This is a genomic window from Streptomyces klenkii (assembly GCF_003626645.1).
Classification (GTDB): Bacteria; Actinomycetota; Actinomycetes; order Streptomycetales; family Streptomycetaceae; genus Streptomyces; species Streptomyces klenkii.
Genome location: NZ_RBAM01000015.1, coordinates 1 through 26136, shown reverse-complemented (window position 1 = coordinate 26136; position 26136 = coordinate 1). Strand labels below are relative to the sequence as shown.

General features: G+C 73.0%; 24 protein-coding genes. 18 read left to right on the top strand and 6 right to left on the bottom strand.

From position 1 onward, the window contains the following. Positions 1 to 137: 137 nt before the first annotated feature. Together D7231_RS28590 and D7231_RS28585 are read right to left on the bottom strand one after the other, a co-directional pair. The gene (locus D7231_RS28590; protein ID WP_241999965.1) at positions 138 to 2525 is read right to left on the bottom strand and encodes a Tex family protein; all 2388 of its coding nucleotides are present in this window, start codon (positions 2523 to 2525) and stop codon (positions 138 to 140) included. Positions 2526 to 2645: 120 nt separating this feature from the next. Beyond that, positions 2646 to 3521 carry an SCO6745 family protein gene (locus tag D7231_RS28585; protein WP_120758454.1) on the bottom strand — a complete coding sequence of 292 codons (876 nt, stop codon included), beginning with the start codon at positions 3519 to 3521 and terminating at the stop codon, positions 2646 to 2648. A gap of 146 nt (positions 3522 to 3667) precedes the next feature. Between D7231_RS28585 and D7231_RS28580 the strand changes: the two genes are divergently transcribed. After that, complete coding sequence (locus D7231_RS28580; RefSeq protein ID WP_120758528.1) at positions 3668 to 4648, top strand: GlxA family transcriptional regulator; 981 nt, start codon at positions 3668 to 3670, stop codon at positions 4646 to 4648. Between the two features lie 37 nt (positions 4649 to 4685). Then, positions 4686 to 5339 (top strand): DJ-1/PfpI family protein, encoded by a 654-nt coding sequence (locus tag D7231_RS28575; protein ID WP_120758453.1) that lies wholly within the window; start codon positions 4686 to 4688, stop codon positions 5337 to 5339. Positions 5340 to 5401: 62 nt separating this feature from the next. Here D7231_RS28575 and D7231_RS28570 read toward each other — a convergent pair whose 3' ends face one another. Continuing rightward, positions 5402 to 6196 (bottom strand): enoyl-CoA hydratase/isomerase family protein, encoded by a 795-nt coding sequence (locus D7231_RS28570; RefSeq protein ID WP_120758452.1) that lies wholly within the window; start codon positions 6194 to 6196, stop codon positions 5402 to 5404. Between the two features lie 230 nt (positions 6197 to 6426). Between D7231_RS28570 and D7231_RS28565 the strand changes: the two genes are divergently transcribed. Further along, positions 6427 to 6936 carry an ATP-binding protein gene (locus D7231_RS28565; RefSeq protein ID WP_120758451.1) on the top strand — a complete coding sequence of 170 codons (510 nt, stop codon included), beginning with the start codon at positions 6427 to 6429 and terminating at the stop codon, positions 6934 to 6936. Here D7231_RS28565 and idi read toward each other — a convergent pair. The 3 genes from idi to galE form a co-directional block, all read right to left on the bottom strand. Continuing rightward, positions 6911 to 7522, bottom strand: a complete 612-nt coding sequence (idi, locus tag D7231_RS28560; RefSeq protein WP_120758450.1) for an isopentenyl-diphosphate Delta-isomerase — start codon at positions 7520 to 7522, stop codon at positions 6911 to 6913. The two genes, D7231_RS28565 and idi, sit on opposite strands and share 26 nt — an antisense overlap. A gap of 56 nt (positions 7523 to 7578) precedes the next feature. Beyond that, positions 7579 to 8526, bottom strand: a complete 948-nt coding sequence (locus tag D7231_RS28555; protein WP_120758449.1) for a cation diffusion facilitator family transporter — start codon at positions 8524 to 8526, stop codon at positions 7579 to 7581. Between the two features lie 176 nt (positions 8527 to 8702). Beyond that, entirely contained in the window at positions 8703 to 9701 is a 999-nt protein-coding gene (gene galE / locus D7231_RS28550) for a UDP-glucose 4-epimerase GalE (RefSeq protein ID WP_120758448.1), read from the bottom strand. 325 nt (positions 9702 to 10026) lie between these two features. Between galE and D7231_RS28545 the strand changes: the two genes are divergently transcribed. The 15 genes from D7231_RS28545 to D7231_RS28475 all read left to right on the top strand — a co-directional run. Further along, on the top strand, positions 10027 to 11811 hold the full coding sequence (locus D7231_RS28545) for a DUF5941 domain-containing protein (RefSeq protein ID WP_120758447.1): 1785 nt from the start codon (positions 10027 to 10029) through the stop codon (positions 11809 to 11811). Further along, complete coding sequence (locus D7231_RS28540) at positions 11808 to 12560, top strand: phosphocholine cytidylyltransferase family protein (RefSeq protein WP_120758446.1); 753 nt, start codon at positions 11808 to 11810, stop codon at positions 12558 to 12560. The genes D7231_RS28545 and D7231_RS28540 overlap by 4 nt, the downstream gene beginning before the upstream one ends. After that, positions 12548 to 13609: an iron-containing alcohol dehydrogenase family protein gene (locus D7231_RS28535; protein WP_106674224.1), complete on the top strand. Its 1062-nt coding sequence runs from the start codon at positions 12548 to 12550 to the stop codon at positions 13607 to 13609. Before D7231_RS28540 ends, D7231_RS28535 begins: the two co-directional genes overlap by 13 nt. Beyond that, complete coding sequence (locus D7231_RS28530; protein ID WP_120758445.1) at positions 13587 to 14372, top strand: CDP-alcohol phosphatidyltransferase family protein; 786 nt, start codon at positions 13587 to 13589, stop codon at positions 14370 to 14372. The genes D7231_RS28535 and D7231_RS28530 overlap by 23 nt, the downstream gene beginning before the upstream one ends. Continuing rightward, positions 14369 to 15274, top strand: coding sequence for a glycosyltransferase family 2 protein (locus tag D7231_RS28525; protein ID WP_120758444.1), 906 nt, complete (start codon positions 14369 to 14371; stop codon positions 15272 to 15274). The genes D7231_RS28530 and D7231_RS28525 overlap by 4 nt, the downstream gene beginning before the upstream one ends. 78 nt (positions 15275 to 15352) lie before the next feature. Further along, positions 15353 to 16297, top strand: coding sequence for an ABC transporter permease (locus D7231_RS28520; protein ID WP_120758443.1), 945 nt, complete (start codon positions 15353 to 15355; stop codon positions 16295 to 16297). After that, the gene (locus tag D7231_RS28515) at positions 16290 to 17084 is read left to right on the top strand and encodes an ABC transporter ATP-binding protein (RefSeq protein ID WP_120758442.1); all 795 of its coding nucleotides are present in this window, start codon (positions 16290 to 16292) and stop codon (positions 17082 to 17084) included. Before D7231_RS28520 ends, D7231_RS28515 begins: the two co-directional genes overlap by 8 nt. Before the next feature lie 484 nt (positions 17085 to 17568). Then, complete coding sequence (gene hpnC, locus D7231_RS28510; RefSeq protein ID WP_120758526.1) at positions 17569 to 18435, top strand: squalene synthase HpnC; 867 nt, start codon at positions 17569 to 17571, stop codon at positions 18433 to 18435. Continuing rightward, positions 18432 to 19382 (top strand): presqualene diphosphate synthase HpnD, encoded by a 951-nt coding sequence (gene hpnD, locus D7231_RS28505; protein ID WP_120758441.1) that lies wholly within the window; start codon positions 18432 to 18434, stop codon positions 19380 to 19382. The genes hpnC and hpnD overlap by 4 nt, the downstream gene beginning before the upstream one ends. An 82-nt stretch (positions 19383 to 19464) precedes the next feature. After that, positions 19465 to 20934 carry a hydroxysqualene dehydroxylase HpnE gene (gene hpnE, locus D7231_RS28500; protein ID WP_120758440.1) on the top strand — a complete coding sequence of 490 codons (1470 nt, stop codon included), beginning with the start codon at positions 19465 to 19467 and terminating at the stop codon, positions 20932 to 20934. A 116-nt stretch (positions 20935 to 21050) separates the two neighbouring features. Then, entirely contained in the window at positions 21051 to 22070 is a 1020-nt protein-coding gene (locus tag D7231_RS28495) for a polyprenyl synthetase family protein (protein WP_194959550.1), read from the top strand. Between the two features lie 117 nt (positions 22071 to 22187). Next, positions 22188 to 24224: a squalene--hopene cyclase gene (gene shc, locus D7231_RS28490; protein ID WP_120758438.1), complete on the top strand. Its 2037-nt coding sequence runs from the start codon at positions 22188 to 22190 to the stop codon at positions 24222 to 24224. Continuing rightward, entirely contained in the window at positions 24224 to 24874 is a 651-nt protein-coding gene (locus tag D7231_RS28485) for a phosphorylase family protein (RefSeq protein ID WP_120758437.1), read from the top strand. The genes shc and D7231_RS28485 overlap by 1 nt, the downstream gene beginning before the upstream one ends. A gap of 5 nt (positions 24875 to 24879) precedes the next feature. Then, positions 24880 to 25902 carry an adenosyl-hopene transferase HpnH gene (gene hpnH / locus D7231_RS28480; RefSeq protein WP_030367668.1) on the top strand — a complete coding sequence of 341 codons (1023 nt, stop codon included), beginning with the start codon at positions 24880 to 24882 and terminating at the stop codon, positions 25900 to 25902. A gap of 26 nt (positions 25903 to 25928) precedes the next feature. Beyond that, positions 25929 to 26136: flavodoxin-dependent (E)-4-hydroxy-3-methylbut-2-enyl-diphosphate synthase (locus D7231_RS28475; RefSeq protein WP_158673825.1), on the top strand; the 208-nt coding region annotated here is incomplete at its 3' end.

The window sequence follows — 26136 nt, the reverse complement described above, 5'->3', positions numbered from 1 at the left end:
CGGCGGGGGAAAGTTCCCCGCCGCAACGGGCGCAGTGATCGGCGCCGCAAGCACAAGAATGCCCGCCGCAGCGGCGAAGTGCCACGACGGCGAGGGTCCGGCGGAATGGGCAAGCCACCGGACCCGTACGTACGCGGTTACCGCAAGCCCGCGCGGCGCAGCGCCTCCGCCATCGCGTCGTTCACCGGCGGAGCCGCCTCGCGCGGGCCGCCGCGCCGCTGTTGAGGCGCCCCCGCACCACGGCGCCCGCCGCCGCGCTCGGCGCCCCGCTCCGGGCGCGGGCGGCTTCCGCCACCCCCGCCGGACGGCGACGCCGCGTCGTCGTCGAGCCGCAGCGTCAGCGAGATCCGCTTGCGCGGGATGTCGACGTCCATGACCTTGACCCGCACGATGTCACCGGGCTTGACGACGTCCCGCGGGTCCTTCACGAACGTCCGGGACATGGCCGACACGTGCACCAGCCCGTCCTGGTGGACGCCCACGTCCACGAACGCCCCGAACGCGGCGACGTTGGTGACGACGCCCTCCAGGACCATCCCGGCCTCCAGGTCGCCGATCTTCTCGACGCCCTCCTTGAAGCTCGCCGTCTTGAACGCGGGCCGCGGGTCCCGGCCGGGCTTCTCCAGCTCGCGCAGGATGTCGGTGACCGTCGGCAGACCGAACGTCGCGTCGACGAACGCGTCCGGCCGCAGGGAGCGCAGCACGGACGTGTTGCCGATGAGGGAGGCGACCTCGCCGCCCGTGCTCTTCACCATCTTCCGCACCACGGGGTAGGCCTCGGGGTGGACGCTGGAGGCGTCCAGCGGGTCGTCCCCGCCGCGGATGCGCAGGAAGCCCGCGCACTGCTCGTACGCCTTGGGGCCCAGCCGGGCCACGTCCTTCAGCGCCCGCCGGGAGCGGAAGGGGCCGTTGGAGTCGCGGTGGGCGACGATGTTCTCGGCGAGGCCGGAGCTGATGCCGGAGACGCGCGCGAGGAGCGGCGCGGACGCGGTGTTCACGTCGACGCCGACGCCGTTGACGCAGTCCTCCACGACGGCGTCGAGCGAGCGGGACAGCTTCACCTCGGACAGGTCGTGCTGGTACTGGCCGACGCCGATCGACTTGGGGTCGATCTTGACGAGCTCGGCGAGCGGGTCCTGGAGGCGCCGCGCGATCGACACGGCGCCGCGCAGCGAGACGTCCATCCCGGGCAGCTCCTGGGAGGCGAACGCGGAGGCGGAGTAGACCGAGGCGCCGGCCTCGGAGACCATCACCTTCGTGAGCTTCAGCTCCGGGTGACGGGAGATCAGGTCGGCCGCCAGCCGGTCCGTCTCGCGGGAGGCCGTGCCGTTGCCGATGGCGACGAGCTCGACGCCGTGCTCCCGGGCGAGCCGGGCCAGCGCCGCGAGCGAGGCGTCCCACTTGTTCTGCGGAACGTGCGGGTAGATCGTCTCCGTGGCGGCGACCTTGCCCGTCGCGTCCACGACGGCGACCTTCACGCCCGTGCGGAAGCCGGGGTCGAGGCCCATCGTGGCGCGGGTGCCGGCCGGGGCGGCGAGCAGCAGGTCGCGCAGGTTCGCCGCGAAGACGCGGACCGCCTCGTCCTCGGCGGCCTGCCGCAGCCGCAGCCGCAGGTCGATGCCGAGGTGGACGAGGACGCGCGTGCGCCAGGCCCAGCGCACCGTCTCGCCCAGCCACTTGTCGGCGGGCCGGCCCCGGTCCGCGATGCCGAAGCGCTGCGCGATCATCTGCTCGTACGCGCTCGGGCCCGCGGCCGCCGCCCGGTCCGGCTCCTGCGCCGGCTCCGGGTCCAGCGTGAGGTCGAGGACCTCTTCCTTCTCGCCGCGCAGCATGGCGAGCACCCGGTGCGAGGGCAGCTCGGTGAAGGGCTCCGCGAAGTCGAAGTAGTCGGCGAACTTCGCGCCCTCCTCCTCCTTGCCCTCGCGGACCTTCGCGGCGACGCGCCCGCGCGTCCACATGCGCTCGCGCAGCTCGCCGATGAGGTCGGCGTCCTCGCCGAACCGCTCGGTGAGGATGGCCCGGGCGCCCTCCAGCGCGGCGGCCGCGTCCGCGACGCCCTTGTCCGCACCGGCGAACGCGGCGGCCGCGGCGAGCGGCTCGGTGCCCGGGTCGGCGAGCAGGCCGTCCGCCAGCGGCTCCAGGCCGGCCTCCCGCGCGATCTGCGCCTTCGTGCGCCGCTTGGGCTTGAAGGGCAGGTAGATGTCCTCCAGGCGGGCCTTGGAGTCGGCGGCGCGGATGCGCGCCTCCAGCGCCTCGTCCAGCTTGCCCTGGGAGCGCACGGACTCCAGGACCGCCGTGCGGCGCTCCTCCAGCTCGCGCAGGTACCTCAGCCGCTCCTCGACGGTGCGCAGCTGCGCGTCGTCGAGCATCTCGGTGGCTTCCTTGCGGTAGCGGGCGATGAACGGCACGGTCGAACCGCCGTCGAGCAAGTCGACCGCGGCCTTCACCTGCCGCTCCCGCACGCCGAGCTCCTCGGCGATCCTGCCTTCGATCGACGCCCCGGGCGACGCACCAATTGCCGTCACGATCACGCTCCGCTTTCTCTTCGGGCTGCGGACTGCATTGTGGCAGGTGCCGCTGACAGCGCCGCGCCCGAGCCGCGCGGCGCCGCACGTTCCGCCACCCGTGACGACCGGGCCCGCGCCTCAGCCGTTGCCGAGGAGGTCCGCCGGGAACGCGCCCGCCATCAGCACGGCCTTGGCGAACGCCGAGCCCAGCTCGGTGAGGCGCGCCACGCCCGCCGCGCCCAGGTGCTCGTACGGCGCGGCGTCGAGGCGGTCCGTCTCCGCCTCCAGCTCCTCGCGCAGCGCCTTGCCCGCCTCCGTGAGCTCACCGGCCCCGTCCAGCAGCCCGCGCGCCCGCAGCCGCTCCCGGCCGGCCTCCAGCTCCTCCACGGTCCAGCCGCGCGTCCGGACGAGCCACTTGTCGCTCATGCCGCCGCCGGTGGCGCTGTGGCTGAGGAGCGCCTCGACCGGGTCGAGGCCCGCCCGTACGAGCGCCATGACGTGACCGTCGCCGCGGTGCTCGCGCAGCAGCGTGGCGGCGTGCCAGAGCGCGAGGTGCGGGGCCTCGGGCACGGGCAGGTCGGCGTGGGCGGAGTACATGGGGCGGCCGCCGCGGCCGCAGCCCTCGGCGGCGCGCAGGGCGAGCTCCGCCGCCTCGGCCGTCTCCGGGGAGGCGACCGCGTCCTCGCCGAGCAGGCGGCGCAGCGTGCCGTCGGCCGCGCGCAGCCGCGCGGCCAGGACGTCCTGCGGGGCGGCGATGTCCCAGACGCCCGGGAGGTGATGGGCGATCCGCTCGTGCGTGTAGTTGTAGAACGCGGCCGTGACCGGGCCCGCGCCGACGCGCCCGAGCGCGGCCGTCCGCCCGGCGATGTTGACCGCGGCGAAGTCCTCGATCCCCAGGGCGCCCATCTCCCGCACGATCTCGGGCGAGAAGTACACAGTGGCGTGAAGGGTGTTGAGGGGCTGGTAACAGCGGCGTCCGGCGTGCTCCGGCAGGGACCCGGTGAGAGAAGTCATGTCCCGCACGTTACCGACTGGTCGGTACGGGCGGGAAGGGCGGTGCCCCACGAACGCCCCGCGGTCGTCGCGGCAGACGCGCGGTGGCAGGAAAGGTGGGGTATTCGTCATTGCGGACATATGGCGGTGTGGCCAGCATGGTGACCATGACGCGCCACCGCCCGCAGCGCCGCACCGTGCTGATCGTCCTGTTCGACGAGGTCCAGAGCCTCGACTTCACGGGCCCCGCCGAGGTGTTCGCGGGAGCGGGCCAGTGGACCGGCGACCCCGCCACGTACCGCGTGCACACCGCCACTCTCGACGGCGGCCCCGTGCGCACCGGCAGCGGCCTGCGCGTCACGCCCGACTCCGCGCTGCACGACGCCCCCGCCGCCCACACCCTGCTCGTGCCGGGCGGCGAAGGCACGCGCACCCCCGACCCGCGCCTCATCGCCTGGCTGCGCGAGCACGCGCCGCGCGCCGAACGCGTGGTGTCGGTGTGCACGGGGGCGTTCCTGCTCGCCGCCGCCGGCCTGCTGGAGGGCCGCCGGGCGACGACCCACTGGGCGTTCTGCGCCGCCCTCGCCGCGCGCTTCCCTACCGTCCGCGTGGAGCCCGACCCCATCTACGTACGCGACGGGAACGTCGTCACCTCGGCCGGCGTCACCGCGGGCATAGACCTCGCCCTCGCCCTCGTCGAGGACGACCTGGGCCGCGAACCGGCGCTCGCCGTCGCCCGCAACCTCGTCGTCTTCCTGCGCCGCCCCGGCAACCAGACCCAGTTCAGCGCCCCGCTCGCGGCCCAGACGGCGAGCCGCCCGCGGCTGCGCGACGTCCAGCACTGGATCGTCGAGAACCCCGCGGCCGACCTGTCCGTCGAAGCGCTCGCCGCCCGCGCGGACCTCTCCCCGCGGCACTTCGCCCGCGCCTTCCACAGCGAGACCGGCATGACGCCGGGCCGCTACGTCGACCGGGTCCGTCTGGAGGCCGCGCGCCGGCAGCTGGAGGACACCGGCGACGGCGTCGAAGAGGTCTCGCGCGCCTGCGGCTACGGCACGCCCGAGGCCATGCGCCGTGCCTTCATCCGCGCCCTGGGCACCCCGCCCGCCGAGTACCGGCGCCGCTTCCGCCCGCTGACCGCGGCCTGACCGGCCACGGCCGCCACCGAACGAAACGAGGACCACCGTGCAGATCGCCGTCCTGCTCTACCCCGGCTTCACCGCCCTCGACGCCATCGGCCCGTTCGACACGCTCAGCCCCCTCCCGGGCAGCGAGGTCGTCCTCGTCGCCGAGCGCCCCGGCCCCGTGCGCAACGAGACCGGCAACCTCGGCCTCGTCGCCGACGCCTCCCTCGCCGAGGTCACGAGCCCCGACATCGTCGTCGTCCCCGGCGGGGCCGACCCGAGCGGCCAGCTGGGCCCGGGAGCCGTCGCCGAATGGCTGCGGCACGTCGACCGCACCACCACGTGGACGACGTCGGTGTGTTCCGGCTCCCTGATCCTGGCCGCCGCCGGGCTGCTGACGGGCCGTCGCGCCACGTCACACTGGCTGATGCTGGAGCAGCTCGCCTCCTACGGCGTCGAGGCCACCGGCGAACGCGTCGTGTTCGACGGCAAGTACGTCACGGCCGCCGGTGTCTCCTCCGGCATCGACATGGGCCTCACGCTCGTGGGCCGGATCGCGGGCGACCGCGCCGCCCAGTCCGTCCAGCTGCTCATCGAGTACGACCCGCAGCCGCCCTACGACGCGGGCTCCCCGGAGAAGGCCCCGGCCGACCTCGTAGCGGAGTGGCGGGCTGCGGACCTCTCGCAGATGGTCGCCGGGCACCGCGCCCCGTAAGGGGCGCGGGGAACTGCGCGACCGGCCACAGACGGCCCGCAGCCGACTGACCGGTGCCGTGGTCAGTGGCCGGCGACAGGAAGGCCGGTGCAGGGGGCTGACCGCCCGTCAACGGTCCACCCGAACCGCGGCTGCCGCCGCTCCAGGAACGCGGCGACGCCCTCCGCGGTGTCGCCCCCGGCGCGCTCCTGCTCCGCCCAGTGCGCGACCCGCCCGGGGGCGGCGGGCCCCGCGGCGAACTCCTTCGCCGCGGCCTGCGTCAGCTGCGACCGCGAGGCCAGCACCCGGGCGAACTCCGCGACCCGCCGGTCCAGCGCCTCCCGCGGCCACACCTCGTCCACGAGCCCCGTCCGCAGCGCCCGCCCGGCGTCGATCAGCTCGCCGGAGAAGAGCAAGTACTTGGCGGTGGCCGGGCCGGTCAGCTCGACCAGCCGGCGGGTGGAGGAGGGCCCGTAGACGATGCCGAGCTTCGCCGGGGTCACCCCGAAGGACGCGTCGTCGGAGGCGAACCGCAGGTCGCACGCGGCGGCGAGCTGGCAGCCGCCGCCCACGCAGAAGCCGCGCACGGCGGCGAGGGTGGGCTTGGGGAAGGCCGCCAGGGCCTCCTCGGCCGCGATCGCGAGGTCCCGCGAGCGGTCGGCGCCCTCGGTCAGCGAGGAGATGTCGGCGCCCGCGCAGAACGTTTCGCCTTCGCCGGTGAGCACCAGCACCCGGACGGCCGGGTCGGTGGCGCACCGCTCCAGCAGCCCGGGCAGGGCCCGCCACATGTCCGTGGTCATGGCGTTCCGCTTGGCGGGGTTGGCGATGCGAACCGTGGCGGTGCCACCGGCGACGTCCAGGTGAAGTGCAGGCTCCATGCGCCGGATGCTATCCGGGCCGTCCGGCGGAACCGTCGGAATACCTGACTCCATGCCGCTCAGGGAACGCGGAACAGGGTGGCCAGGAACAGTCGCGTGAGTGACCGTGGCATACGCACCCGGTCAAACTCCGTCGATAGCCGATGATTTGTGGTCAGCCCGCCGTACGGACCCTCATCTTCCCAACACTCATGGGTGCGGTCGACCATGGTGAGGGGTTGGTATCGGACATGGAAATCCTCGGGAGCGTCCCGCCCGACCGCGGGCAGGCCCCACCCCGGAGCCCGGTCGAATTCGACGGAGCCTGGCGCTTCACCGCTCCCGCGCTGCACTCCTCCGTCCCCCGGGCCAGGCACGCCGTCCGCGACCTCCTCCGGCACCAGCGCGTGCCGCTCTGCGACGACCTGTTCCAGGGGCTCCTGCTGATCGTCTCGGAGCTGGTCACCAACGCCGTCCAGCACGCGGCCCTGCTCTCGCCCGAGGTCGCCGTGGAGGTCTCCATCGGCCGCCACTGGGTGCGGGTGGCCGTCGAGGACGACCACCCCTACCGGCCCAAGCCCCTGGAGGCCGACGACGAGCGCATCGGCGGCCGCGGGCTGCTGCTCGTCCAGGCCATCTCCGCCGAGGCCGGCGGCATGTGCGACGTCGAGCACACCGCGAGCGGCGGCAAGGTGGTCTGGGCCGCCCTGCCGCTCCCCGCGCCGGCCGGCGGGCCTACCAGCCCGCCGCGTCCCCGGTGACCTCGCGCACCGCGGGCCGCGCCGCGTCCAGCACCGTCATGAACCACGCCGAGAACGGGTAGCGCGCCCGCAGCGTGTCCAGCTCGTCCGGGGTCACGAACGCGGTCTCCGCGATCTCCTCGGGGGCCGGGCGCGGCTCGGCCCGCACGATTCCCACGAAGAGGTGGTTGTACTCCTGCTCCACCAGGCCCGAGTCCGGGTCGGGGTGGTTGTACCGCACGGTCCCGGCCTCGCGCATCAGCGCGGGCGCGATCCCCAGCTCCTCGCCCGTGCGGCGCGCCGCGGCCACGAACGGGGGCTCACCCGGATACGGGTGGCCGCAGCAGGTGTTCGACCACACGCCGGGGGAGTGGTACTTCTCCAGCGCGCGCCGCTGGAGCAGCAGCCGGCCCTCGTCGTCGAAGAGGAAGACCGAGAACGCCCGGTGCAGTCTGCCGGGGGCGATGTGGGCGGAGAGCTTCTCCGCCGTGCCGATGGTTCTGCCGTCCTCGTCGACCAGCTCCAGCATGATCGGTTCGGCTGAGTCGTCCGGAGCGGGAACCGCTGCGGTGTCGGCGGAGAGGCCATTGGCTGGTGTGATCGGCATTGACCATCCTCGTTGTCGGTCTTCGACCCTCAAGTCTGCCGTACCGGGCCGGGGCGTCAATGACAGAGCTTCGCCTCGTGCTCCGCATGGCCGCCGGGCTCCAGCTGGAAAGTGCAGTGCTCCACGTCGAAGTGCTCGCCCAGGCAGGCTTGCAGGTCGTGGAGCATCTTCTCGTGCCCGACCGAGTCCAGCGCCAGGTGGTCGACCACCACGTGGGCGGAGAGCACGGGCATTCCGGATGTGATCGTCCACACATGGAGGTCGTGCAGGTCCTGCACGCCCGGCAGGGCCGTGATGTGCGCCCGGATCTCGTCCATGTCGACGTCCTTCGGCGCGGCCTCCAGGAGGACGTCCAGCGCCTCCCGCAGCAGCTTCAGCGTGCGCGGCACGATCATCAGGCCGATCAGCAGCGAGGCGATCGGGTCCGCCTGCGTCCACCCCGTCAGCATGATCACCACCGCGGAGACCACCACGGCGAACGAGCCCAGCGCGTCCGAGAGGACCTCCAGGAACGCCCCGCGCACGTTCAGGCTCTCCTTCTGGCCGCGCATCAGCAGCGCCAGGGAGATCAGATTGGCGACGACGCCCACCAGGCCGAAAATCACCGTCGTGCCGCCCGGCACGTCGGCCGGCTCCATCAGGCGCCCCACGGCCTCGTAGAGGATGAACCCGCCCACGCCGAGCAGCAGCAGGCAGTTCAGCAGCGCCGCCAGGATCTCCGCCCGGGCGTACCCGTAGGTGCGCCGGCCGCTCGACGGGCGGTTCGCGAAGTGGATCGCGACCAGCGCCATGCCCACCCCGACCGCGTCCGTCGCCATGTGCCCGGCGTCCGCGAGCAGCGCCAGCGAGCCGGTCAGCGCGCTGCCCGCGATCTCGGCCACGAGCACGGTGAGCGTGATGCCCAGCGCGATCCTCAGGCGCCCCTTGTACGCCGCCGCGGCCGTGCCGCTCGTGCCCGGCGGAGGTCCCCCGTGAGAGTGACCGTGATCGTGCCCTGCGCCCATGAGATGCCGCCCTCGGAAAACGGGTGCCCGTCCGGCCGGCGGCTGCCGGCCGGGACCCAGTGAACTACGGGTGGGGGGTATCGGGCAACGCGGCACTGAACACCGTTGTCATGTGCTCTGACCTGCGAAGATGCGCGTCTCCCCGACCTGCGGCGATCACCCTGCGTGCGGTGGCGTCAGCCCTGCGGAAGGCCCTGCCGCGCCTCCGGGTGGTGCAGGCACCAGCCCTCCCACGCGGACGTGACCATGCTGCGCACGTCGTGCTCGGGGCTCCAGCCGAGCTCCTTCGCGATCAGCTCGTTCGACGCCACGACACGCGCCGGATCACCCGGACGGCGCGGCTCCACGAGCGGTGCGGGCTCCGTGCGGCCGGTCACCGCGGCGATCAGGTCGGCCATCTCCCGTACGGAGACGCCCCGCCCCGTGCCCACGTTCAGCGTGAGGTCGCCCGGCTCCGTGCGCTCGGCCAGCCGGCGGGCCGCCGCGAGGTGCGCGGTCGCCAGGTCCTCGATGTGGATGTAGTCACGGACGCAGGTGCCGTCCGGGGTGGCGTAGTCGTCGCCGAAGATCCGCGGCGCCTCGCCCCGGGTGAGCCGGTCGAACATCATCGGGATGATGTTGAAGATCCCGGTGTCCGCGAGCTCCGGCACCGCCGCGCCCGCCACGTTGAAGTAGCGCAGGCAGGCCGTCGACAGGCCGTGCGCCTTGCCGGTGGCCCGCACCAGCCACTCGCCGGCCAGCTTCGTCTCGCCGTACGGGTTCATCGGCAGGCACGGGGTGTCCTCCGTGACGAGGTCCACATCCGGCATGCCGTAGACCGCCGCGGAGGAGGAGTACACGAAGCTGCGGACGCCCGCGGCGACGGCCGCCTCCAGCAGCACGGTCAGCCCGTGCAGGTTCTCCCGGTAGTAGAGGAGCGGCTTCTCCACCGACTCCCCGACCTGCTTCTTCGCCGCCAGGTGCACCACGCCGGTCACGCCCAGCTCCGCGAACGTGCGGTCCAGCAGCTCGCGGTCCAGCACCGAGCCCCGCACCAGCACGCAGCCCGCGGGCAGCCGCGCGGGCACGCCCGCGGACAGGTCGTCCAGCACGGCGACCCGCTCGCCGGCCTCTGTCATCGCCCGGGCGACGTGCGCTCCGATGTACCCGGCACCGCCTGTGATCAGCCATGTCATGACCGGCACGATAGCGCCTGGACGGCGGGTCACGATCTGTGTTCGATTCTGGTGATCGGGCATTCCGCCGGACTCTCGCCGCGGGGCGCCACGATGACGCGGTCCGGCGGTGCCGGACCGCCCCGGCCCGGAACCGGACGCTTCGCCCGGGCGTCCTCTCCATGGCGGGCCTGCCGGAGGCATACCGGCGGTGAACGGCGTCTTCCGGTGATCCGATAGCCTCTGCCGACGTGCCGGCCCCCGCCCGGGGCTTCCGGCGCGAACGCCGCCCGCCGCGTCCCGCGGCCCCAGGGGCGGCCATGCCCGCCGCAAGGAGTGAGTTCGTCTGTCGACCGCCATCCTCACCGGTCCGCCGCCCGCCGGCTCCTCCCTGGAGGAGGACCTGCGGTCCCTCGGCTTCGACGTCCGCGTGAGCGCGGACGCCGCCGGGGCGCTGGCCGCCGTCCCGGCCTCGGAGCGGGTTGCTGTGGTGGACCACCGCTTCGTGGGCCACGTGCACGCCCTGCGCCTCGCCCTGACCGACCCCCGCTTCCCGGCCGGCGCCACCGAGGGCGCGCTCACCGTCCAGCCGGAGGCGCGCGCGTCCCTGACGCACGCGCTGGCCGCCGCTGACGACGGCGCGAGCCTGCCCGGCCTCCTCGCCGCCCGCCTGGAAGCCGACGGTGTGGCCGTGCACCGGCCCGACCTCGGCGTCCTCGTCGCGGCCGTGCCGGACGGCGACGAGGCCCGCGCCAAGACCCTCGCCGAAACCGCGGCGGTCGACGACGAAGCCGTACGGCTGCGCAGCGCCGTGAAGTCCCGCGACGGGTTCTTCACCACCTTCTGCATCAGCCCGTACTCGCGCTACCTCGCCCGCTGGTGCGCCCGCCGGGGCCTCACCCCCAACCAGGTCACCACCGCGTCCCTGCTGACCGCGCTGATCGCGGCGGGCGCGGCGGCGACCGGCACCCGGGGCGGCTTCGTCGCCGCCGGCGCGCTGCTGCTGTTCTCCTTCGTGCTCGACTGCACCGACGGCCAGCTCGCCCGCTACTCGCTCCAGTACTCCACGCTCGGCGCCTGGCTGGACGCGACCTTCGACCGCGCCAAGGAGTACGCCTTCTACGCGGGCCTGGCCCTCGGGGCGTCCCGCGGCGGCGGCCACGACGACGTGTGGGCGCTCGCGCTCGGCGCGATGGTCCTCATGACCTGCCGGCACGTCGTCGACTTCGCCTTCACCGAGGCGAACCACGACGCCACGGCCAACACGAGCCCGACGGCCGCGCTCTCCGGCCGCCTCGACAGCGTCGGCTGGACCGTCTGGGTCCGCCGCATGATCGTGCTGCCCATCGGCGAGCGCTGGGCGCTGATCGCGGTCCTCACCGCGCTCACCACGCCCCGCACCGTCTTCTACGTGCTGCTGATCGGCTGCGCCTTCGCCGCCTGCTACACCACCGCGGGCCGCGTCCTGCGCTCCCTGACCCGTAAGGCGAAGCGGACGGACCGCGCCGCGCAGGCGCTGGCGGACCTCGCCGACTCCGGGCCGGTCGCCCGGGCCGCGGCCGCCACCCTCGGCAGCACGGTCCCCGGCCGGGCCTACAGCGCCCCCTTCTGGGCCGTCCTCGCCGCCGCCAGCCTGCTCCTCGGACCGCTGGTCGCCGGCAGCGGCGGCACGTGGCGGGCCGTCCTCCAGGCGGCCGTCTACGCGATCCTCGCCGGCGTCGCCGTCGCCCAGCCCCTCAAGGGCCCCCTCGACTGGCTGGTGCCGCCGGTCTTCCGCGGCGCGGAGTACGGCATCGTCCTGGGGCTGGCGGCGCAGTCCGGCGCCCCGGGGGCCCTCCCGGCGGCTTTCGGCCTGGTGGCCGCGGTCGCCTACCATCACTACGACACGGTGTACCGCATCCGCGGCGGCACCGGCGCGCCCCCGCACTGGCTGGTGCGGGCGATCGGCGGACACGAGGGTCGGGTCCTGGCGGTCACCACCGCGGCCGCCCTGTGGCACGGCCGAGGCTTCACCATCGCGCTGACGGTCCTCGCGGCCGCCATCGCCCTCGTGGTGCTCAGCGAGAGCATCCGCTTCTGGGTGTCCTCCGGGGCACCCGCAGTACACGACGAAACAGGAGAACCCGCATGATCGGCCTCGTGCTGGCCGCCGGCGCCGGACGGCGTCTGCGTCCCTACACCGACACTCTGCCCAAGGCCCTGGTGCCGGTAGGCCCCACGGGCGAGGAGGATGCCACCACCATCCTCGACCTCACCCTGGCCAACTTCGCCGAGATCGGTCTGACCGAGGTCGCGATCATCGTGGGCTACCGCAAGGAGGCCGTGTACGCCCGCAAGGAGGCCCTCGAGGCCAAGTACGGCCTGAAGCTCACCCTGATCGACAACGACAAGGCCGAGGAGTGGAACAACGCCTACTCCCTGTGGTGCGGCCGTGACGCCCTCAAGGACGGCGTGATCCTCGCCAACGGCGACACCGTGCACCCGGTCTCCGTCGAGAAGACCCTGCTCGCCGCCCGCGGCAACGGCCAGAAGATCATCCTCGCCCTCGACACGGTGAAGCAGCTCGCCGACGAGGAGATGAAGGTCATCGTGGACCCCGAGAAGGGCGTCCAGCGCATCACCAAGCTCATGGACCCGGCCGAGGCGACCGGTGAGTACATCGGCGTCACCCTGATCGAGGGCGAGGCCGCCGCCGACCTGGCGGACGCGCTGAAGGTCACCTTCGAGCGCGACCCCGACCTCTACTACGAGGACGGCTACCAGGAGCTCGTCAACCGCGGCTTCAAGATCGACGTGGCGCCCATCGGCGATGTCCAGTGGGTCGAGATCGACAACCACGACGACCTCGCCAAGGGCCGGGGGATCGCGTGCCAGTACTGACGAGGCTCATCCCCTCGCCGGTCGTCGTCGACATCCGGGCCGGAGCGCTGGACGATCTGGCGAAGATCCTCGCCGATCAGCGGATCTCCAGCTCCGGCAAGCTGGCCGTCGCCATCAGCGGCGGCTCCGGGGCGGTGCTGCGCGAGCGGCTCGCCCCGGCGCTGCCCGGCGCCTCCTGGTACGAGGTGGGCGGCGGCACGCTGGACGACGCCATCAAGCTGGCCGACGCCATGAAGAAGGGGCACTACGACGCGGTCGTGGGCCTCGGCGGCGGCAAGATCATTGACTGCGCCAAGTTCGCCGCCGCGCGCATCGGCCTGCCGCTCGTCGCCGTCGCGACGAACCTCTCGCACGACGGGCTCTGCTCGCCGGTCGCGACGCTCGACAACGACGCGGGCCGCGGCTCGTACGGCGTGCCCAACCCGATCGCCGTCGTGATCGACCTCGACGTGATCCGCGAGGCCCCGGTCCGCTTCGTGCGCTCCGGCATCGGCGACGCGATCTCCAACATCTCCTCCGTCGCGGACTGGGAGCTCTCCCACCGCGAGACGGGCGAGGCCATCGACGGCCTGGCCGCCGCCATGGCCCGGCAGGCCGGCGAGGCCGTGCTGCGCCACCCCGGCGGCGTCGGCGACGACGGCTTCCTCCAGGTGCTGGCCGAGGGCCTGGTCCTCACGGGCATCGCCATGTCGGTGGCCGGCGACAGCCGCCCCGCCTCCGGCGCCTGCCACGAGATCAACCACGCCTTCGACCTGCTCTACCCCAAGCGCGCGGCGAGCCACGGCGAGCAGTGCGGCCTCGGCGCGGCCTTCGCGATGTACCTGCGCGGCGCCCGCGAGGAATCCGCGCTGATGGTCGAGGTGCTGCGCCGGCACGGCCTGCCCGTGCTGCCGCAGGAGATCGGCTTCAGCGCCGAGGAGTTCGTCGCGGCGGTGGAGTACGCCCCGCAGACCCGCCCCGGGCGCTACACGATCCTGGAGCACCTCGCCCTCTCCACCGACCAGATCAGGGACGCTTACGCCGACTATGCCAAAACCGTCACTAGCTGAACTCCGCCCGGTCGTCCACCCCGGCGGGCTCAAGGACCGGCGCAGCGGCGAGCACTGGGCCGGGCGCCTGTACATGCGCGAGATCTCCCTGCGCTGCACGCGGGTCCTGCTGAACACCCGGCTCACGCCCAACCAGTACACGGGCCTGATGATCCTGGCCGGCATCGCCGCGGGCGCGGCCCTGGTGATCCCGGGCCTGGCCGGGGCGATCCTGGGCGCGCTCCTCATCCAGCTGTACCTGCTGCTGGACTGCGTGGACGGCGAGCTCGCGCGCTGGCGCAAGGTCACCTCCACGACCGGCGTCTACCTGGACCGGGTGGGTCACTACCTCTCCGAGGCCGCCCTGCTCGTCGGCTTCGGCATCCGGGCGGCGGACGTCCTGCACCGGGACGGCGCGGCCACGCAGTGGCAGTGGGCCTTCCTCGGCACGCTGGCGGCGCTCGGCGCGATCCTGATCAAGGCGGAGACGGACCTGGTCGACGTGGCCCGCGCCCGCAGCGGCATGGCGGCCGCCGAGGACGCGGCGGCCACGCCCCGCTCCTCGGGCATGGCCCTGGCCCGCAAGGCCGCGGCCGCGCTGAAGTTCCACCGCCTGGTCGGCGGCGTCGAGGCGTCGCTGGTGATCCTGGCGGCCGGCATCGCGGACTTCGTCCACGGCGACCTGCTGTTCACTCGTGTCGCGGTGGTCCTGCTCGCCGCCGTCGCGGTGTTGCAGACTGTGCTGCACCTGGTGTCCATCCTCGCGTCGAGCAGGCTCCGATGAACACTCCCTCCGCTCCTGCTGTCAAGGTCGGCGCGGTTGTCCTCACCATGGGCAACCGCCCCGCGGAGCTGCGCGCCCTGCTGGAGTCGGTCGCCAAGCAGGACGGCGACCCGATCGAGGTCGTGGTCGTCGGCAACGGCTCCCCGCTGCCGCCGATCGCCGTCCCCGGCCTGAGCGTGCGCACCGTCGAGCTGTCGGAGAACGTCGGCATCCCCGCCGGGCGCAACGTGGGCATCGAGGCGTTCGGGCCCGCCGGGCGCGAGGCCGACATCCTGCTGTTCCTGGACGACGACGGCCTGCTGCCCGGCCAGGACACCGCCGAGCTGTGCCGGCAGGCGTTCGCCGCCGACCCCAAGCTCGGCATCGTCAGCTTCCGGATCGCCGACCCCGACACGGGCGTCACCCAGCGCCGCCACGTGCCGCGGCTGCGCGCCTCCGACCCGATGCGCTCCTCGCGGGTGACCACCTTCCTGGGCGGCGCCAACGCGGTCCGCACCCGGGTCTTCGCCGAGGCCGGCCTGCTGCCGGACGAGTTCTTCTACGCGCACGAGGAGACCGACCTCGCCTGGCGGGCCCTCGACGCGGGCTGGATGATCGACTACCGCGCGGACATGGTGCTGCACCACCCGACGACGGCCCCGAGCCGGCACGCGGTCTACCACCGGATGGTCGCCCGCAACCGGGTCTGGCTCGCCCGGCGCAACCTGCCGGCCCCCCTGGTCCCGGTCTACCTCGGGGTGTGGCTGCTGCTGACCCTGGCCCGGCGGCCCTCCCTGCCCGCGCTGCGGGCGTGGTTCGGGGGCTTCAAGGAGGGCTGGACGACGCCCTGTGGTCCACGGCGCCCCATGAAGTGGCGTACCGTGTGGCGCCTGACCCGGCTGGGTCGGCCTCCCGTGATCTGACAAGCTCTTGTCTATGAGCACCGGGCGCGGGCCGGGGCGAGCCCCCGGCAGCGCACCTTGAGGACGAAAGTGTCAACTGTGAGCGAGACAACGCACGGCAGTGCGGTCGCCATGAGTGCCCCGCCATCACCCGACGACGGCCTGCCCGCCGCCGAGCTGGCCAAGAAGTACGGCCTCGCGGTCAGCGGGGCCCGCCCGAGCCTGCCGGACTACGCCCGGCAGCTGTGGGCGCGGCGGCATTTCATCATCGCCTTCTCCCGCGCCAAGCTGACCGCTCAGTACAGCCAGGCCAAGCTGGGCCAGGTGTGGCAGGTGGCGACGCCGCTGCTGAACGCCACGGTGTACTTCCTGATCTTCGGCGTGCTGATGGGTCAGAGCAAGGGCATGGGCATCGCGACGTACATCCCGTTCCTGGTGACGGGCATCTTCGTCTTCACCTTCACCCAGAGCTCGGCCATGTCGGGCGTCCGGTCGATCGCCGGAAACCTGGGGCTGGTGCGGGCCCTGCACTTCCCCCGGGCGGCGCTGCCCATCTCCTTCGCGCTCCAGCAGCTCCAGCAGCTGCTGTTCTCGATGCTGGTCCTCTTCCTCTTCCTGCTCGGGTTCGGGCACACCCCGCAGCTGTCCTGGCTGCTGATCGTCCCGACGCTGGCGCTGCAGTTCGTCTTCAACACCGGCCTGGCGATGGTCCTGGCCCGCGCGGGCAGCAAGACGCCTGACCTGGCCCAGCTGCTGCCGTTCATCCTGCGCACCTGGATGTACGCGTCCGGAGTGATGTACAACCTGGTCGAGGCGCTGGAGAAGCAGCACGCCCCGAAGTGGCTCATCGACGTGCTGAGCGCGAACCCGGCGGCCGTCTTCATCAACCTGATGCGTTCCTCCCTGATCAGCGGCCACGCCGCGCACAAGCACATCGACCTGCCGCCGCACGTGTGGGCGCTGGCCGTCGGCTGGGCGCTGCTGATCGGCGTCGGCGGTTTCGTGTACTTCTGGAAGGCTGAGGAGCAGTACGGCCGTGGCTGAACAGAACCCGACCCCCGCGGCGGACGCCGCCCGCGTGCCTACCGTGATCGCGGAGGACGTCCACATCGTCTACCGCGTCTACGGCGGCAACACCGGCCGCGGCAGCGCGACCGCCGCCCTGAACCGGATCGTCAAGCGCAAGCCGGGAGCCGGCGTGCGCGAGGTGCACGCCGTCAAGGGTGTGAGCTTCACCGCCTACCGCGGCGAGGCGATCGGCCTGATCGGCTCGAACGGCTCCGGCAAGTCCACCCTGCTGAAGGCGATCGCCGGGCTGCTGCCCACCGAGCGCGGCAAGGTCTACACCGACGGCCAGCCCTCGCTGCTGGGCGTGAACGCGGCCATGATGAACGACCTCACGGGCGAGAAGAACGTGATGCTCGGCGGTCTGGCCATGGGTATGTCGCGCGAGCAGATCCGCGAGCGCTACCAGGGCATCGTCGACTTCTCCGGCATCAACGAGAAGGGCGACTTCATCACGCTGCCCATGCGGACCTACTCGTCCGGCATGGCGGCCCGGCTGCGGTTCTCCATCGCCGCGGCCAAGGACCACGACGTGCTGATGATCGACGAGGCGCTGGCCACCGGTGACCGCTCGTTCCAGAAGCGCTCCGAGGCCCGCATCCGCGAGCTGCGCAAGCAGGCGGGCACGGTCTTCCTCGTCAGCCACAACAACAGGTCGATCCGGGACACCTGCGACCGCGTGCTGTGGCTGGAGCACGGGCAGCTGCTGATGGACGGCCCGACCGAGGAAGTGGTCCGGGCGTACGAGAAGGAGACGGCCCGCTAGCGCCGCGCGGGCCGGTGCGGACCGGTCGTCCACGGGCCCCTGCCGGTGCGCTCCGGCAGGGGCCTTGACCGTTCCGTAACGATCAACTGGCTTATTGGCAGGGTTGATTCGCTGCCCGCGTGGCATTGTATGGATCAAGCACCTACCCGGTCGCGCGTCGGACAGGTGTGCGGCGTACGCTGTACCGTGCTGAATTGCGGCGAAGCGTGCGATACCGGTGTATCCGCGACTCCGGGGAAGGTCCCGGAGGCGCCGCCGGATGTGGTCCGGCGGCAGGTGCCGAAGGGGGAGCAGGGGGCGCCGAAGGGGGTGTCTACCCTGCGGCGTGTCCGAAATAGGATGTTCTGGGTCGGCAGTGTAGAACGGGAGATGTGACGGCAATGGCTGTATTGGCTGCGGGGCCTCTCCGGATCCGAGGCGTGCACGCCGTCCCCGGTCCGGGCAGCCCGCTGTGACGGCGGGGACGGACGCGCACGAGCGCGCCGTGCTCGACAAGGCCGCGCACGAGAACTTCCCCGTGGCACCCTTCTTCGTGCCGCGCGCCTGGCGGGACGACCTGATGGCCGTCTACGGATACGCCCGCCTCGTCGACGACATCGGCGACGGTGACCTGGCCCCCGGCGGGCGGGACGCCGAACTGCTGGGGCTCGACCCGGCGCAGAGTGACGACCGTCTCACGATGCTGGACGCCTTCGAGGCCGACCTGCACCGCGTCTTCTCCGCCTCCGGCACCGGCCCGCGCCACCCGCTGCTGCGCCGCCTGCGCCCCACCGTCCGCCGCTGCGGGCTGACCCCGGAGCCCTTCCTGGGGCTCATCGAGGCCAACCGGCAGGACCAGCGGGTCCGCCGCTACGGTACGTACGACGATCTGCTCGCCTACTGCGAGCTGTCCGCGAACCCCGTCGGCCGCCTCGTCCTGGGCATCACCGGCACCACCAGCCCCGAGCGGATCCGCCGCTCGGACGCGGTCTGCACCGGCTTGCAGATCGTGGAACACCTCCAGGACGTCGCCGAGGACCTCGGCCGCGACCGCGTCTACCTCCCGGCCGAGGACATGGAGCGCTTCCGCGTCACCGAGTCCGACCTCGCGCGCCCGGTCAGCGGCGCATCGTTGCGCGCCCTGGTCGCGTACGAAGGGGAACGCGCCGGGGAACTGCTGAATGAAGGCACCCCCCTGGTGGGTAGCGTCCACGGCAGGTTGAAGCTGTTGCTCGCGGGGTTCGTGGGCGGGGGGAGGGCCGCGCTCCGCGCGGTCGCCGCCGCAGGACACGACGTACTGCCCGGACCGCCCAAGCCCACCAAGCTCAGCCTGCTGCGCGAGGTGGGAGCGACACTGCGAAGAGAGGGGTGAGCAGGACCGTGAACGGAACCCCGGACGCGTCCGCACCGGTGCTCGCCGCGTACAGCTACTGCGAGGCGGTCACCGGCCAGCAGGCCGGTAACTTCAGCTACGGCATCCGGCTCCTGCCGACCGCGAAGCGGCGCGCCATGTCGGCGCTCTACGCCTTCTCGCGCCGCGTCGACGACATCGGCGACGGGCCGCTGGAGGCCGACGCCAAGCACCGCCGCCTGGAGGAGACGCGCGAGCTGCTCGCCCGCATCAGGGAGGGCCGCATCGCCGAGGACGACACCGACCCGGTGGCCGTCGCGCTCAGCCATGCCGCGCGCCGCTTCCCCATCCCGCTCGGCGGGCTGGACGAACTCATCGACGGCGTTCAGATGGACGTGCGCGGCCAGTCGTACGAGACGTGGGACGACCTCGCGATGTACTGCCGCTGCGTCGCGGGCGCCATCGGCCGCCTCTCCCTCGGCGTGTTCGGCACCGTGCCCGGCGCGCGGGACGCCGCGCGCGCCGCCGAGTACGCCGATACCCTCGGCCTGGCGCTCCAGCTCACCAACATCCTGCGCGACGTCCGCGAGGACGCCGCCAACGGCCGCACCTACCTGCCCTCCGACGACCTCGCGAAGTTCGGCTGCGCCGAGGGCTTCCACTCCGCCCGGCCCCCGGCCGGCGCCGACTTCACCGGCCTCGTCCACTTCGAGGTCCGGCGCGCCCGCGCCCTGTTCGCCGAGGGCACCCGGCTGCTGCCCATGCTCGACCGCCGCAGCGGCGCCTGCGTCGCCGCCATGGCCGGCATCTACCGTCGGCTGCTCGACCGGATCGCCGAGGACCCCGAGGCGGTCCTGCGCGGCCGGGTCTCCCTGCCCGGCCGGGAGAAGGTCTACGTCGCCGTGCGCGGCCTGTCCGGCCTCGACGCCCGCAGCGTCCACCGGCGGACCGCCGGGGGGCGCGCTTGATCTCCCCGTTCCGGGCCGTCATCCGGCGCGCAACCCTCCGCCCTGCGGACACGTCCCTGACAGCAGCCGAAGGGGTGGGCACATGACAGCCACGACAACCGGGCCCGGCCGCGGCCCCGCGGACGGGGACGGCGCCGCGCCCGCCCGCGCGGTCGTCGTCGGCGGCGGCCTGGCGGGCATCACGGCCGCGCTGGAGCTCGCCGACGCCGGCGTGCGCGTCACCCTCCTGGAGGGCCGCCCCCGGCTCGGCGGCCTCGCCTTCTCCTTCCGCCGCGGCGACCTCACCATCGACAACGGCCAGCACGTCTACCTGCGCTGCTGCACCGCCTACAGCTCCTTCCTCGACCGGATCGACGCCCTGCACCTCGCCCCCTTGCAGGACCGCCTCGACGTGCCCGTCCTCGACGTCGGCCACCCGTCGGGCAAGCCCCGCCTGGGCCGGCTGCGCCGCGCTGCCCTCCCTGTGTTCCCCGTCCCGCTGCACCTGGCCAAGAGCCTCGCCGCGTACCCGCACCTCTCGCTCGCCGAGCGCGCCGCGGTGGGCCGGGCCGCACTGGCCCTGCGCGGCCTCGACCCGCAGGACCCCGCGCTCGACGGCACGGACTTCGGCGGCTGGCTGCGCCGCAAGGGCCAGTCCGCCCGCACGGTCGAGGCCCTGTGGGACCTGATCGGCGTCGCCACCCTCAACGCCACCGCCGGCGAGTCCTCGCTCGGCCTGGCCGCCATGGTCTTCAAGACCGCGCTGCTCACCGAGCCCGGCGCCGCCGACATCGGCTGGGCCCACGTCCCCCTCGGCGAGCTGCACGACACGCGCGCCCGCGCCGCCCTCGACAAGGCCGGCGTCCGCACCCTGCTGCGCACCCGCGCCACCGGCATCGCCCGCGCCGCCGACGGCACCTGGCAGGTCGGCGCCGAGACCGGCCCCGGCACCGCCGAGCAGCTCACGGCCGAGACGGTCGTGCTCGCCGTGCCGCAGCGCGAGACCCACGGCCTGCTGCCCGACGGCGCCCTCGACGAGCCGGGCCGGCTGCTGGAGATCGGCACCGCCCCGATCCTCAACCTGCACGTCGTTTACGACCGCAAGGTCCTGCGGCAGCCGTTCTTCGCCGCGCTGGGTTCGCCCGTGCAGTGGGTCTTCGACCGTACGGAGTCGTCCGGGCTCGCGGAGAAGGGGGGACTCTGGGAAGGCTGTCAGTACCTGGCCGTCTCCCAGTCCGCCGCGCAGGACGACATCGAGCGGCCCGTCGCCGAGCTGCGCGCCCGCTATCTTCCCGAGCTGGAACGGCTGTTGCCCGCCGCCCGCGGCGCCGGCGTACGGGACTTCTTCGTGACCCGGGAGCGGACAGCGACGTTCGCCCCCACCCCGGGCGTCGGCCGGCTCCGGCCGACCGCCCGCACGAACACGCCCGGCCTGTACCTGGCCGGCGCGTGGACCGCCACCGGCTGGCCCGCGACCATGGAGGGCGCGGTGCGCAGCGGTGTCCACGCCGCCGGCGCGGCACTCTCCGAGCTCGGCCGACCGCATGTGAGCCCCCTGCGGGAGGCGGTATGACCGAGGCGAGCCATGAAGCGTCGCGTGCCCGGACCGGGCCGCGTACGAGCACGACCACCAGAGGAGAGACCGTGACTTCGGCGATCCCAGCTGTCGACACCGCGGGCGTCAACGCCATGCTGGAGCGGGGACGGACGCTTGCCACGCCGGTGCTGCGTGCCGCCGTGGAACGGCTCGCGCCGCCCATGGACACCGTCGCCGCTTACCACTTCGGCTGGATCGACGCCGAGGGGCGGCCGGCGCACGGCGACAGCGGCAAGGCCGTCCGGCCCGCGCTCGCCCTGCTGTCGGCCGAGGCCGCCGGCCGGGCCCCCGAGGTGGGGATCCCCGGCGCCGTGGCCGTCGAGCTCGTGCACAACTTCTCGCTCCTGCACGACGACCTGATGGACGGCGACGAGCAGCGCCGCCACCGCGACACCGTGTGGAAGGTGTACGGGCCGGAGCAGGCCATCCTCGTCGGCGACGCCCTCTTCGCGCTCGCCAACGAGATCCTGCTGGAGCTCGGCACCGTCGAGGCCGGCCGCGCCACCCGGCGGCTGACCACGGCCACCCGCAAGCTGATCGACGGCCAGGCCCAGGACATCTCCTACGAGCACCGTGAGCGGGTCACCGTCGAGGAGTGCCTGGAGATGGAGGGCAACAAGACCGGCGCCCTGCTCGCCTGCGCCGTCTCCATCGGCGCGGTCCTCGGCGGCGCCGACGACCGCACGGCCGACATCCTGGAGGCCTACGGCTACCACCTCGGCCTCGCCTTCCAGGCGGTGGACGACCTGCTCGGCATCTGGGGCGACCCGGAGGCCACCGGCAAGCAGACCTGGAGCGACCTCCGCCAGCGCAAGAAGTCGCTGCCGGTGGTCGCGGCCCTCGCCGCCGGCGGGGAGGCCTCCGAGCGGCTCGCGGCGATCCTCGCGGCCGACGCGAAGCTCAGCGACGCCCAGCTCGCCGACTTCGACGAGGAAGAATTCGCCAGCCGCGCGGCGTTGATCGAAGAGGCGGGCGGCCGGGAGTGGACCTCCCAGGAGGCCCGCCGCCAGCACGCGACAGCGATCGAAGCACTCGACCGAGTTGACATGCCCGCAGAAGTCCGAGCCCAACTGGTGGCGCTCGCCGACTTCGTCGTCGTACGAAAGAGATGATTCCCATTCACCCGATCTAACGGATCGCGGTCGCCGGCCGGCGCCAGTGTTGCGGCGCCGGCCGACGGAGCCCCCAGGAAGGCAGAGAAGGAAGCTCACTGCAAAAAAGGGGAAACCATGACAGCGACGACCGACGGAAGCACCGGGGCCCTGCCGCCCCGCGCTGCCGCGGCCACCGACAGCACCACAGCACGGCGCACCACCGCACAGAGCACCACGGCACGGCCCCCGCTCCCGGAGGGCGAGGCGCCCGGCGCCCTCGCCGCCGCCGAGCGCGCCACGGCCCGCGCGGCCGAACACCTTCTCTCCCGCCAGGACGAGCAGGGCTGGTGGAAGGGCGACCTGGAGACCAACGTCACCATGGACGCCGAGGACCTGCTGCTCCGTCAGTTCCTGGGCGTGCAGGACGAGGAGACCACCCGCGCCGCCGCCCTGTACATCCGCTCCGAGCAGCGCCCGGACGGCACCTGGGCCACCTTCCTCGGCGGGCCCGGCGAGCTCTCCACGACCATCGAGGCCTACGTCGCCCTGCGGCTCGCCGGTGACGCCCCCGACGCCCCGCACATGGCCGCCGCCTCGGCGTGGATCCGCGAGCAGGGCGGCATCGCCGCCGCCCGGGTCTTCACCCGCATCTGGCTCGCCCTCTTCGGCTGGTGGCGGTGGGAGGACCTCCCCGAACTGCCCCCCGAGATCATGTTCCTGCCGAAGTGGTTCCCCCTGAACCTCTACGACTTCGGCCAGTGGGCCCGGCAGACCATCGTGCCGCTCACCGTGGTCTCCGCGAAGCGCCCCGTGCGCCCCGCGCCCTTCCCCCTCGACGAGCTGCACACCGACCCGGCCCGGCCGAACCCGCCGCGCCCGCTCGCCCCGGCCGCCAGCTGGGACGGCGCCTTCCAGCGCCTCGACAAGGCCCTGCACCACTACCGCCGGTTCCCGCTGCGCCGCCTGCGCCGCCTTGCGCTGGATTCGGCCGCCCGCTGGATCATCGAGCGGCAGGAGAACGACGGCTGCTGGGGCGGCATCCAGCCCCCCGCCGTCTACTCGATCATCGCCCTGCACCTCCTGGGCTACGACCTGGACCACCCCGTGCTGCGCGAGGGCCTGAAGTCGCTGGACCGTTTCGCCGTGTGGCGCGAGGACGGCAGCCGCATGATCGAGGCGTGCCAGTCCCCGGTGTGGGACACGTGCCTGGCGACCATCGCCCTCGCGGACGCCGGCGTGGCGCCCGACCACCCGGCGCTCGTCAAGGCCGCCGACTGGATGCTGGCCGAGCAGATCGACCGCACCGGCGACTGGGCGGTGCGCCGCCCCGGGCTGACCCCGGGCGGCTGGGCCTTCGAGTTCCACAACGACACCTACCCCGACATCGACGACACGGCCGAGGTCGTGCTGGCCCTCAAGCGGGTCCGCCACCCCGACCCGGCGCGCGTCGAGACGGCCGTCCGGCGGGCCGCCCGGTGGAACCTGGGCATGCAGTCGAAGAACGGCGCCTGGGGCGCCTTCGACGCCGACAACACCAGCACGCTGCCCAACCGGCTGCCGTTCTGCGACTTCGGCGAGGTCGTCGACCCGCCGTCCGCCGACGTCACCGCGCACGTCGTGGAGATGCTGGCCTTCCTCGGCGAGCGGCACGACCCGCGCACGCAGCGCGGCGTCGAGTGGCTGCTGGGGGAGCAGGAGGAGAGCGGCGCCTGGTTCGGCCGCTGGGGCGTCAACTACGTCTACGGCACGGGCTCGGCGGTCCCCGCCCTCGTCGCGGCAGGCATCCCCGCCTCGCACCCGGCGGTCCGCCGGGCCGTGCGCTGGCTGGAGGGCGTGCAGAACGACGACGGCGGCTGGGGCGAGGACCTGCGCTCGTACCGCGACCCCGAGTGGATCGCGCGCGGCGAGTCCACCGCCTCCCAGACGGCGTGGGCGCTGATGGCCCTGCTCGCCGCCGGCGAGCGCGAGGGCAAGGCCGTCGAGCGCGGCGTGACCTGGCTGGTGGACACCCAGCGCGCGGACGGCTCCTGGGACGAACCGCACTTCACCGGTACGGGCTTCCCCTGGGACTTCTCCATCAACTACCACCTCTACCGCCAGGTCTTCCCCCTCACGGCCCTGGGCCGCTACGTGCACGGGGAGCTGTTCACCCCCGACCGCCTGGAGGCGTGATGTCGTACGGCACGGGCAGCTCCGGCCCGCCACCGCTGCTGGTCGCCTGCGCGCTCGGCATCGAGCGCCTGGCGCTGCGCGGGGGCGGCCCCGGCGAGGCGGCCGGGCCCGTGACCGTTCTGCGTACCGGCATGGGCCCGCAGGCCGCGGACCACGCCGTCACCGAGGCCCTGCGCGATCCGGCGATGCGCGAGGCGGCCGTCGTCGCCACGGGCTTCTGCGCCGGCCTGGCCCCGGGGATGCACCCCGGCGACCTGGTCGTCGCCGACGAGACCCGGGACCGCGTGGGCAGCACCGAGTGCTCGGGCGTCGAGCTGCTCGCCAAGGAGCTCGCCCGCGCCGTGCCCCGGCGCGTCATCCACACCGGCCCGCTCGTCGGGTCGGACCACGTCGTGCGCGGCGCGGAGCGAGCGGCCCTGCACGCCGCGGGGGCGCTCGCGGTCGACATGGAGTCCGCGGCCACGCTCCGGAGCGCCGTGCGCGCGGGGCCGCGCCCCGTTGCGGCCGTCCGGGTGGTCGTGGACGCTCCAGAACATGAACTCGTCCGAATCGGGACGTTGCGCGGTGGAATATCGGCTTTCCGGGTTCTGCGCACCGTCCTCCCGGCTTTTATCGAATGGCACCGTTCTTTACTGCTCCCCAGGAGGTGAGCCAGATGGCCATGCCACTCCGCCAGTCCATCCGGGTGGGAACGTACCTTTTTGAACAGAAGCTCAGGAAGCGTGAGAAGTTCCCGCTGATCGTCGAGCTGGAACCGCTTTTCGCCTGCAATCTCAAGTGCGAGGGCTGCGGGAAGATCCAGCATCCGGCAGGAGTGCTCAAGCAGCGCATGCCGGTGGCCCAGGCCGTCGGCGCCGTCCTGGAGTCCGGGGCGCCGATGGTCTCCATCGCGGGCGGCGAGCCCTTGATGCACCCGCAGATCGATGAGATCGTCCGGCAGCTGGTAGCCAAGCGGAAGTATGTCTTCCTCTGCACCAACGCGATGCTCCTGCGCAAGAAGATGGACAAGTTCACGCCGTCCCCCTATTTCGCGTTCGCGGTGCACATCGACGGGCTGCGCGAGCGGCACGACGAGTCCGTCGCGAAGGAGGGCGTCTTCGACGAGGCGGTGGCGGCGATCAAGGAGGCCAAGCGGCGCGGCTTCCGGGTCACCACCAACTCCACTTTCTTCAACACCGACACCCCGCAGACCATCATCGAGGTGCTCAACTTCCTCAATGACGACCTCCAGGTCGACGAGATGATGATCTCGCCCGCCTATGCCTACGAGAAGGCCCCCGACCAGGACCACTTCCTGGGCGTCGAGCAGACCCGGGAGCTCTTCAAGAAGGCGTTCTCCGGGGGGAACCGGGCCCGCTGGCGGCTCAACCACAGCCCCCTCTTCCTGGATTTCCTGGAGGGCAAGGTCGACTTCCCCTGCACCGCCTGGGCGATCCCCAACTACTCGCTCTTCGGGTGGCAGCGCCCCTGCTATCTGATGAGCGACGGCTACGTCCCCACGTACCGCCAGCTCATCGAGGAGACCGACTGGGACAAGTACGGGCGCGGCAAGGACCCGCGCTGTGACAACTGCATGGCCCACTGCGGGTACGAGCCGACGGCGGTCCTCGCCACCATGGGGTCGCTGAAGGAGTCGATCCGCGCGGCCCGCGAGAGCGTCGCCGGGAACCGGAGCTGACGGCCGTGGCCACCTCCGCGGGACCCGTGTCCCTCGGGCTCCCCGGCGTGCCGGCCCGGCCGCTCGCGGTGCGCCGCCCCTCGCGGCGCATCCAGGTCGGGCCGGTCGCCGTGGGCGGCGACGCGCCCGTCTCGGTGCAGTCGATGACCACGACCAGGACGTCGGACATCGGCGCGACGCTCCAGCAGATCGCCGAGCTGACCGCATCCGGCTGCCAGATCGTGCGTGTGGCCT

Excerpts from the sequence above, each read along its gene's own strand:
- idi (WP_120758450.1), bottom strand. The coding sequence starts at position 7,522 with ATGCCGATCACACCAGCCAATGGCCTCTCCGCCGACACCGCAGCGGTT.
- D7231_RS28565 (WP_120758451.1), top strand. The coding sequence starts at position 6,427 with ATGGAAATCCTCGGGAGCGTCCCGCCCGACCGCGGGCAGGCCCCACCC.
- D7231_RS28580 (WP_120758528.1), top strand. The coding sequence starts at position 3,668 with ATGACGCGCCACCGCCCGCAGCGCCGCACCGTGCTGATCGTCCTGTTC.
- galE (WP_120758448.1), bottom strand. The coding sequence starts at position 9,701 with ATGACATGGCTGATCACAGGCGGTGCCGGGTACATCGGAGCGCACGTC.
- D7231_RS28555 (WP_120758449.1), bottom strand. The coding sequence starts at position 8,526 with ATGGGCGCAGGGCACGATCACGGTCACTCTCACGGGGGACCTCCGCCG.
- D7231_RS28530 (WP_120758445.1), top strand. The coding sequence starts at position 13,587 with ATGCCAAAACCGTCACTAGCTGAACTCCGCCCGGTCGTCCACCCCGGC.
- D7231_RS28570 (WP_120758452.1), bottom strand. The coding sequence starts at position 6,196 with ATGGAGCCTGCACTTCACCTGGACGTCGCCGGTGGCACCGCCACGGTT.
- hpnH (WP_030367668.1), top strand. The coding sequence starts at position 24,880 with ATGGCCATGCCACTCCGCCAGTCCATCCGGGTGGGAACGTACCTTTTT.
- D7231_RS28495 (WP_194959550.1), top strand. The coding sequence starts at position 21,051 with ATGCTGGAGCGGGGACGGACGCTTGCCACGCCGGTGCTGCGTGCCGCC.
- D7231_RS28540 (WP_120758446.1), top strand. The coding sequence starts at position 11,808 with ATGATCGGCCTCGTGCTGGCCGCCGGCGCCGGACGGCGTCTGCGTCCC.
- D7231_RS28525 (WP_120758444.1), top strand. The coding sequence starts at position 14,369 with ATGAACACTCCCTCCGCTCCTGCTGTCAAGGTCGGCGCGGTTGTCCTC.
- D7231_RS28485 (WP_120758437.1), top strand. The coding sequence starts at position 24,224 with ATGTCGTACGGCACGGGCAGCTCCGGCCCGCCACCGCTGCTGGTCGCC.
- hpnE (WP_120758440.1), top strand. The coding sequence starts at position 19,465 with ATGACAGCCACGACAACCGGGCCCGGCCGCGGCCCCGCGGACGGGGAC.
- D7231_RS28585 (WP_120758454.1), bottom strand. The coding sequence starts at position 3,521 with ATGACTTCTCTCACCGGGTCCCTGCCGGAGCACGCCGGACGCCGCTGT.
- shc (WP_120758438.1), top strand. The coding sequence starts at position 22,188 with ATGACAGCGACGACCGACGGAAGCACCGGGGCCCTGCCGCCCCGCGCT.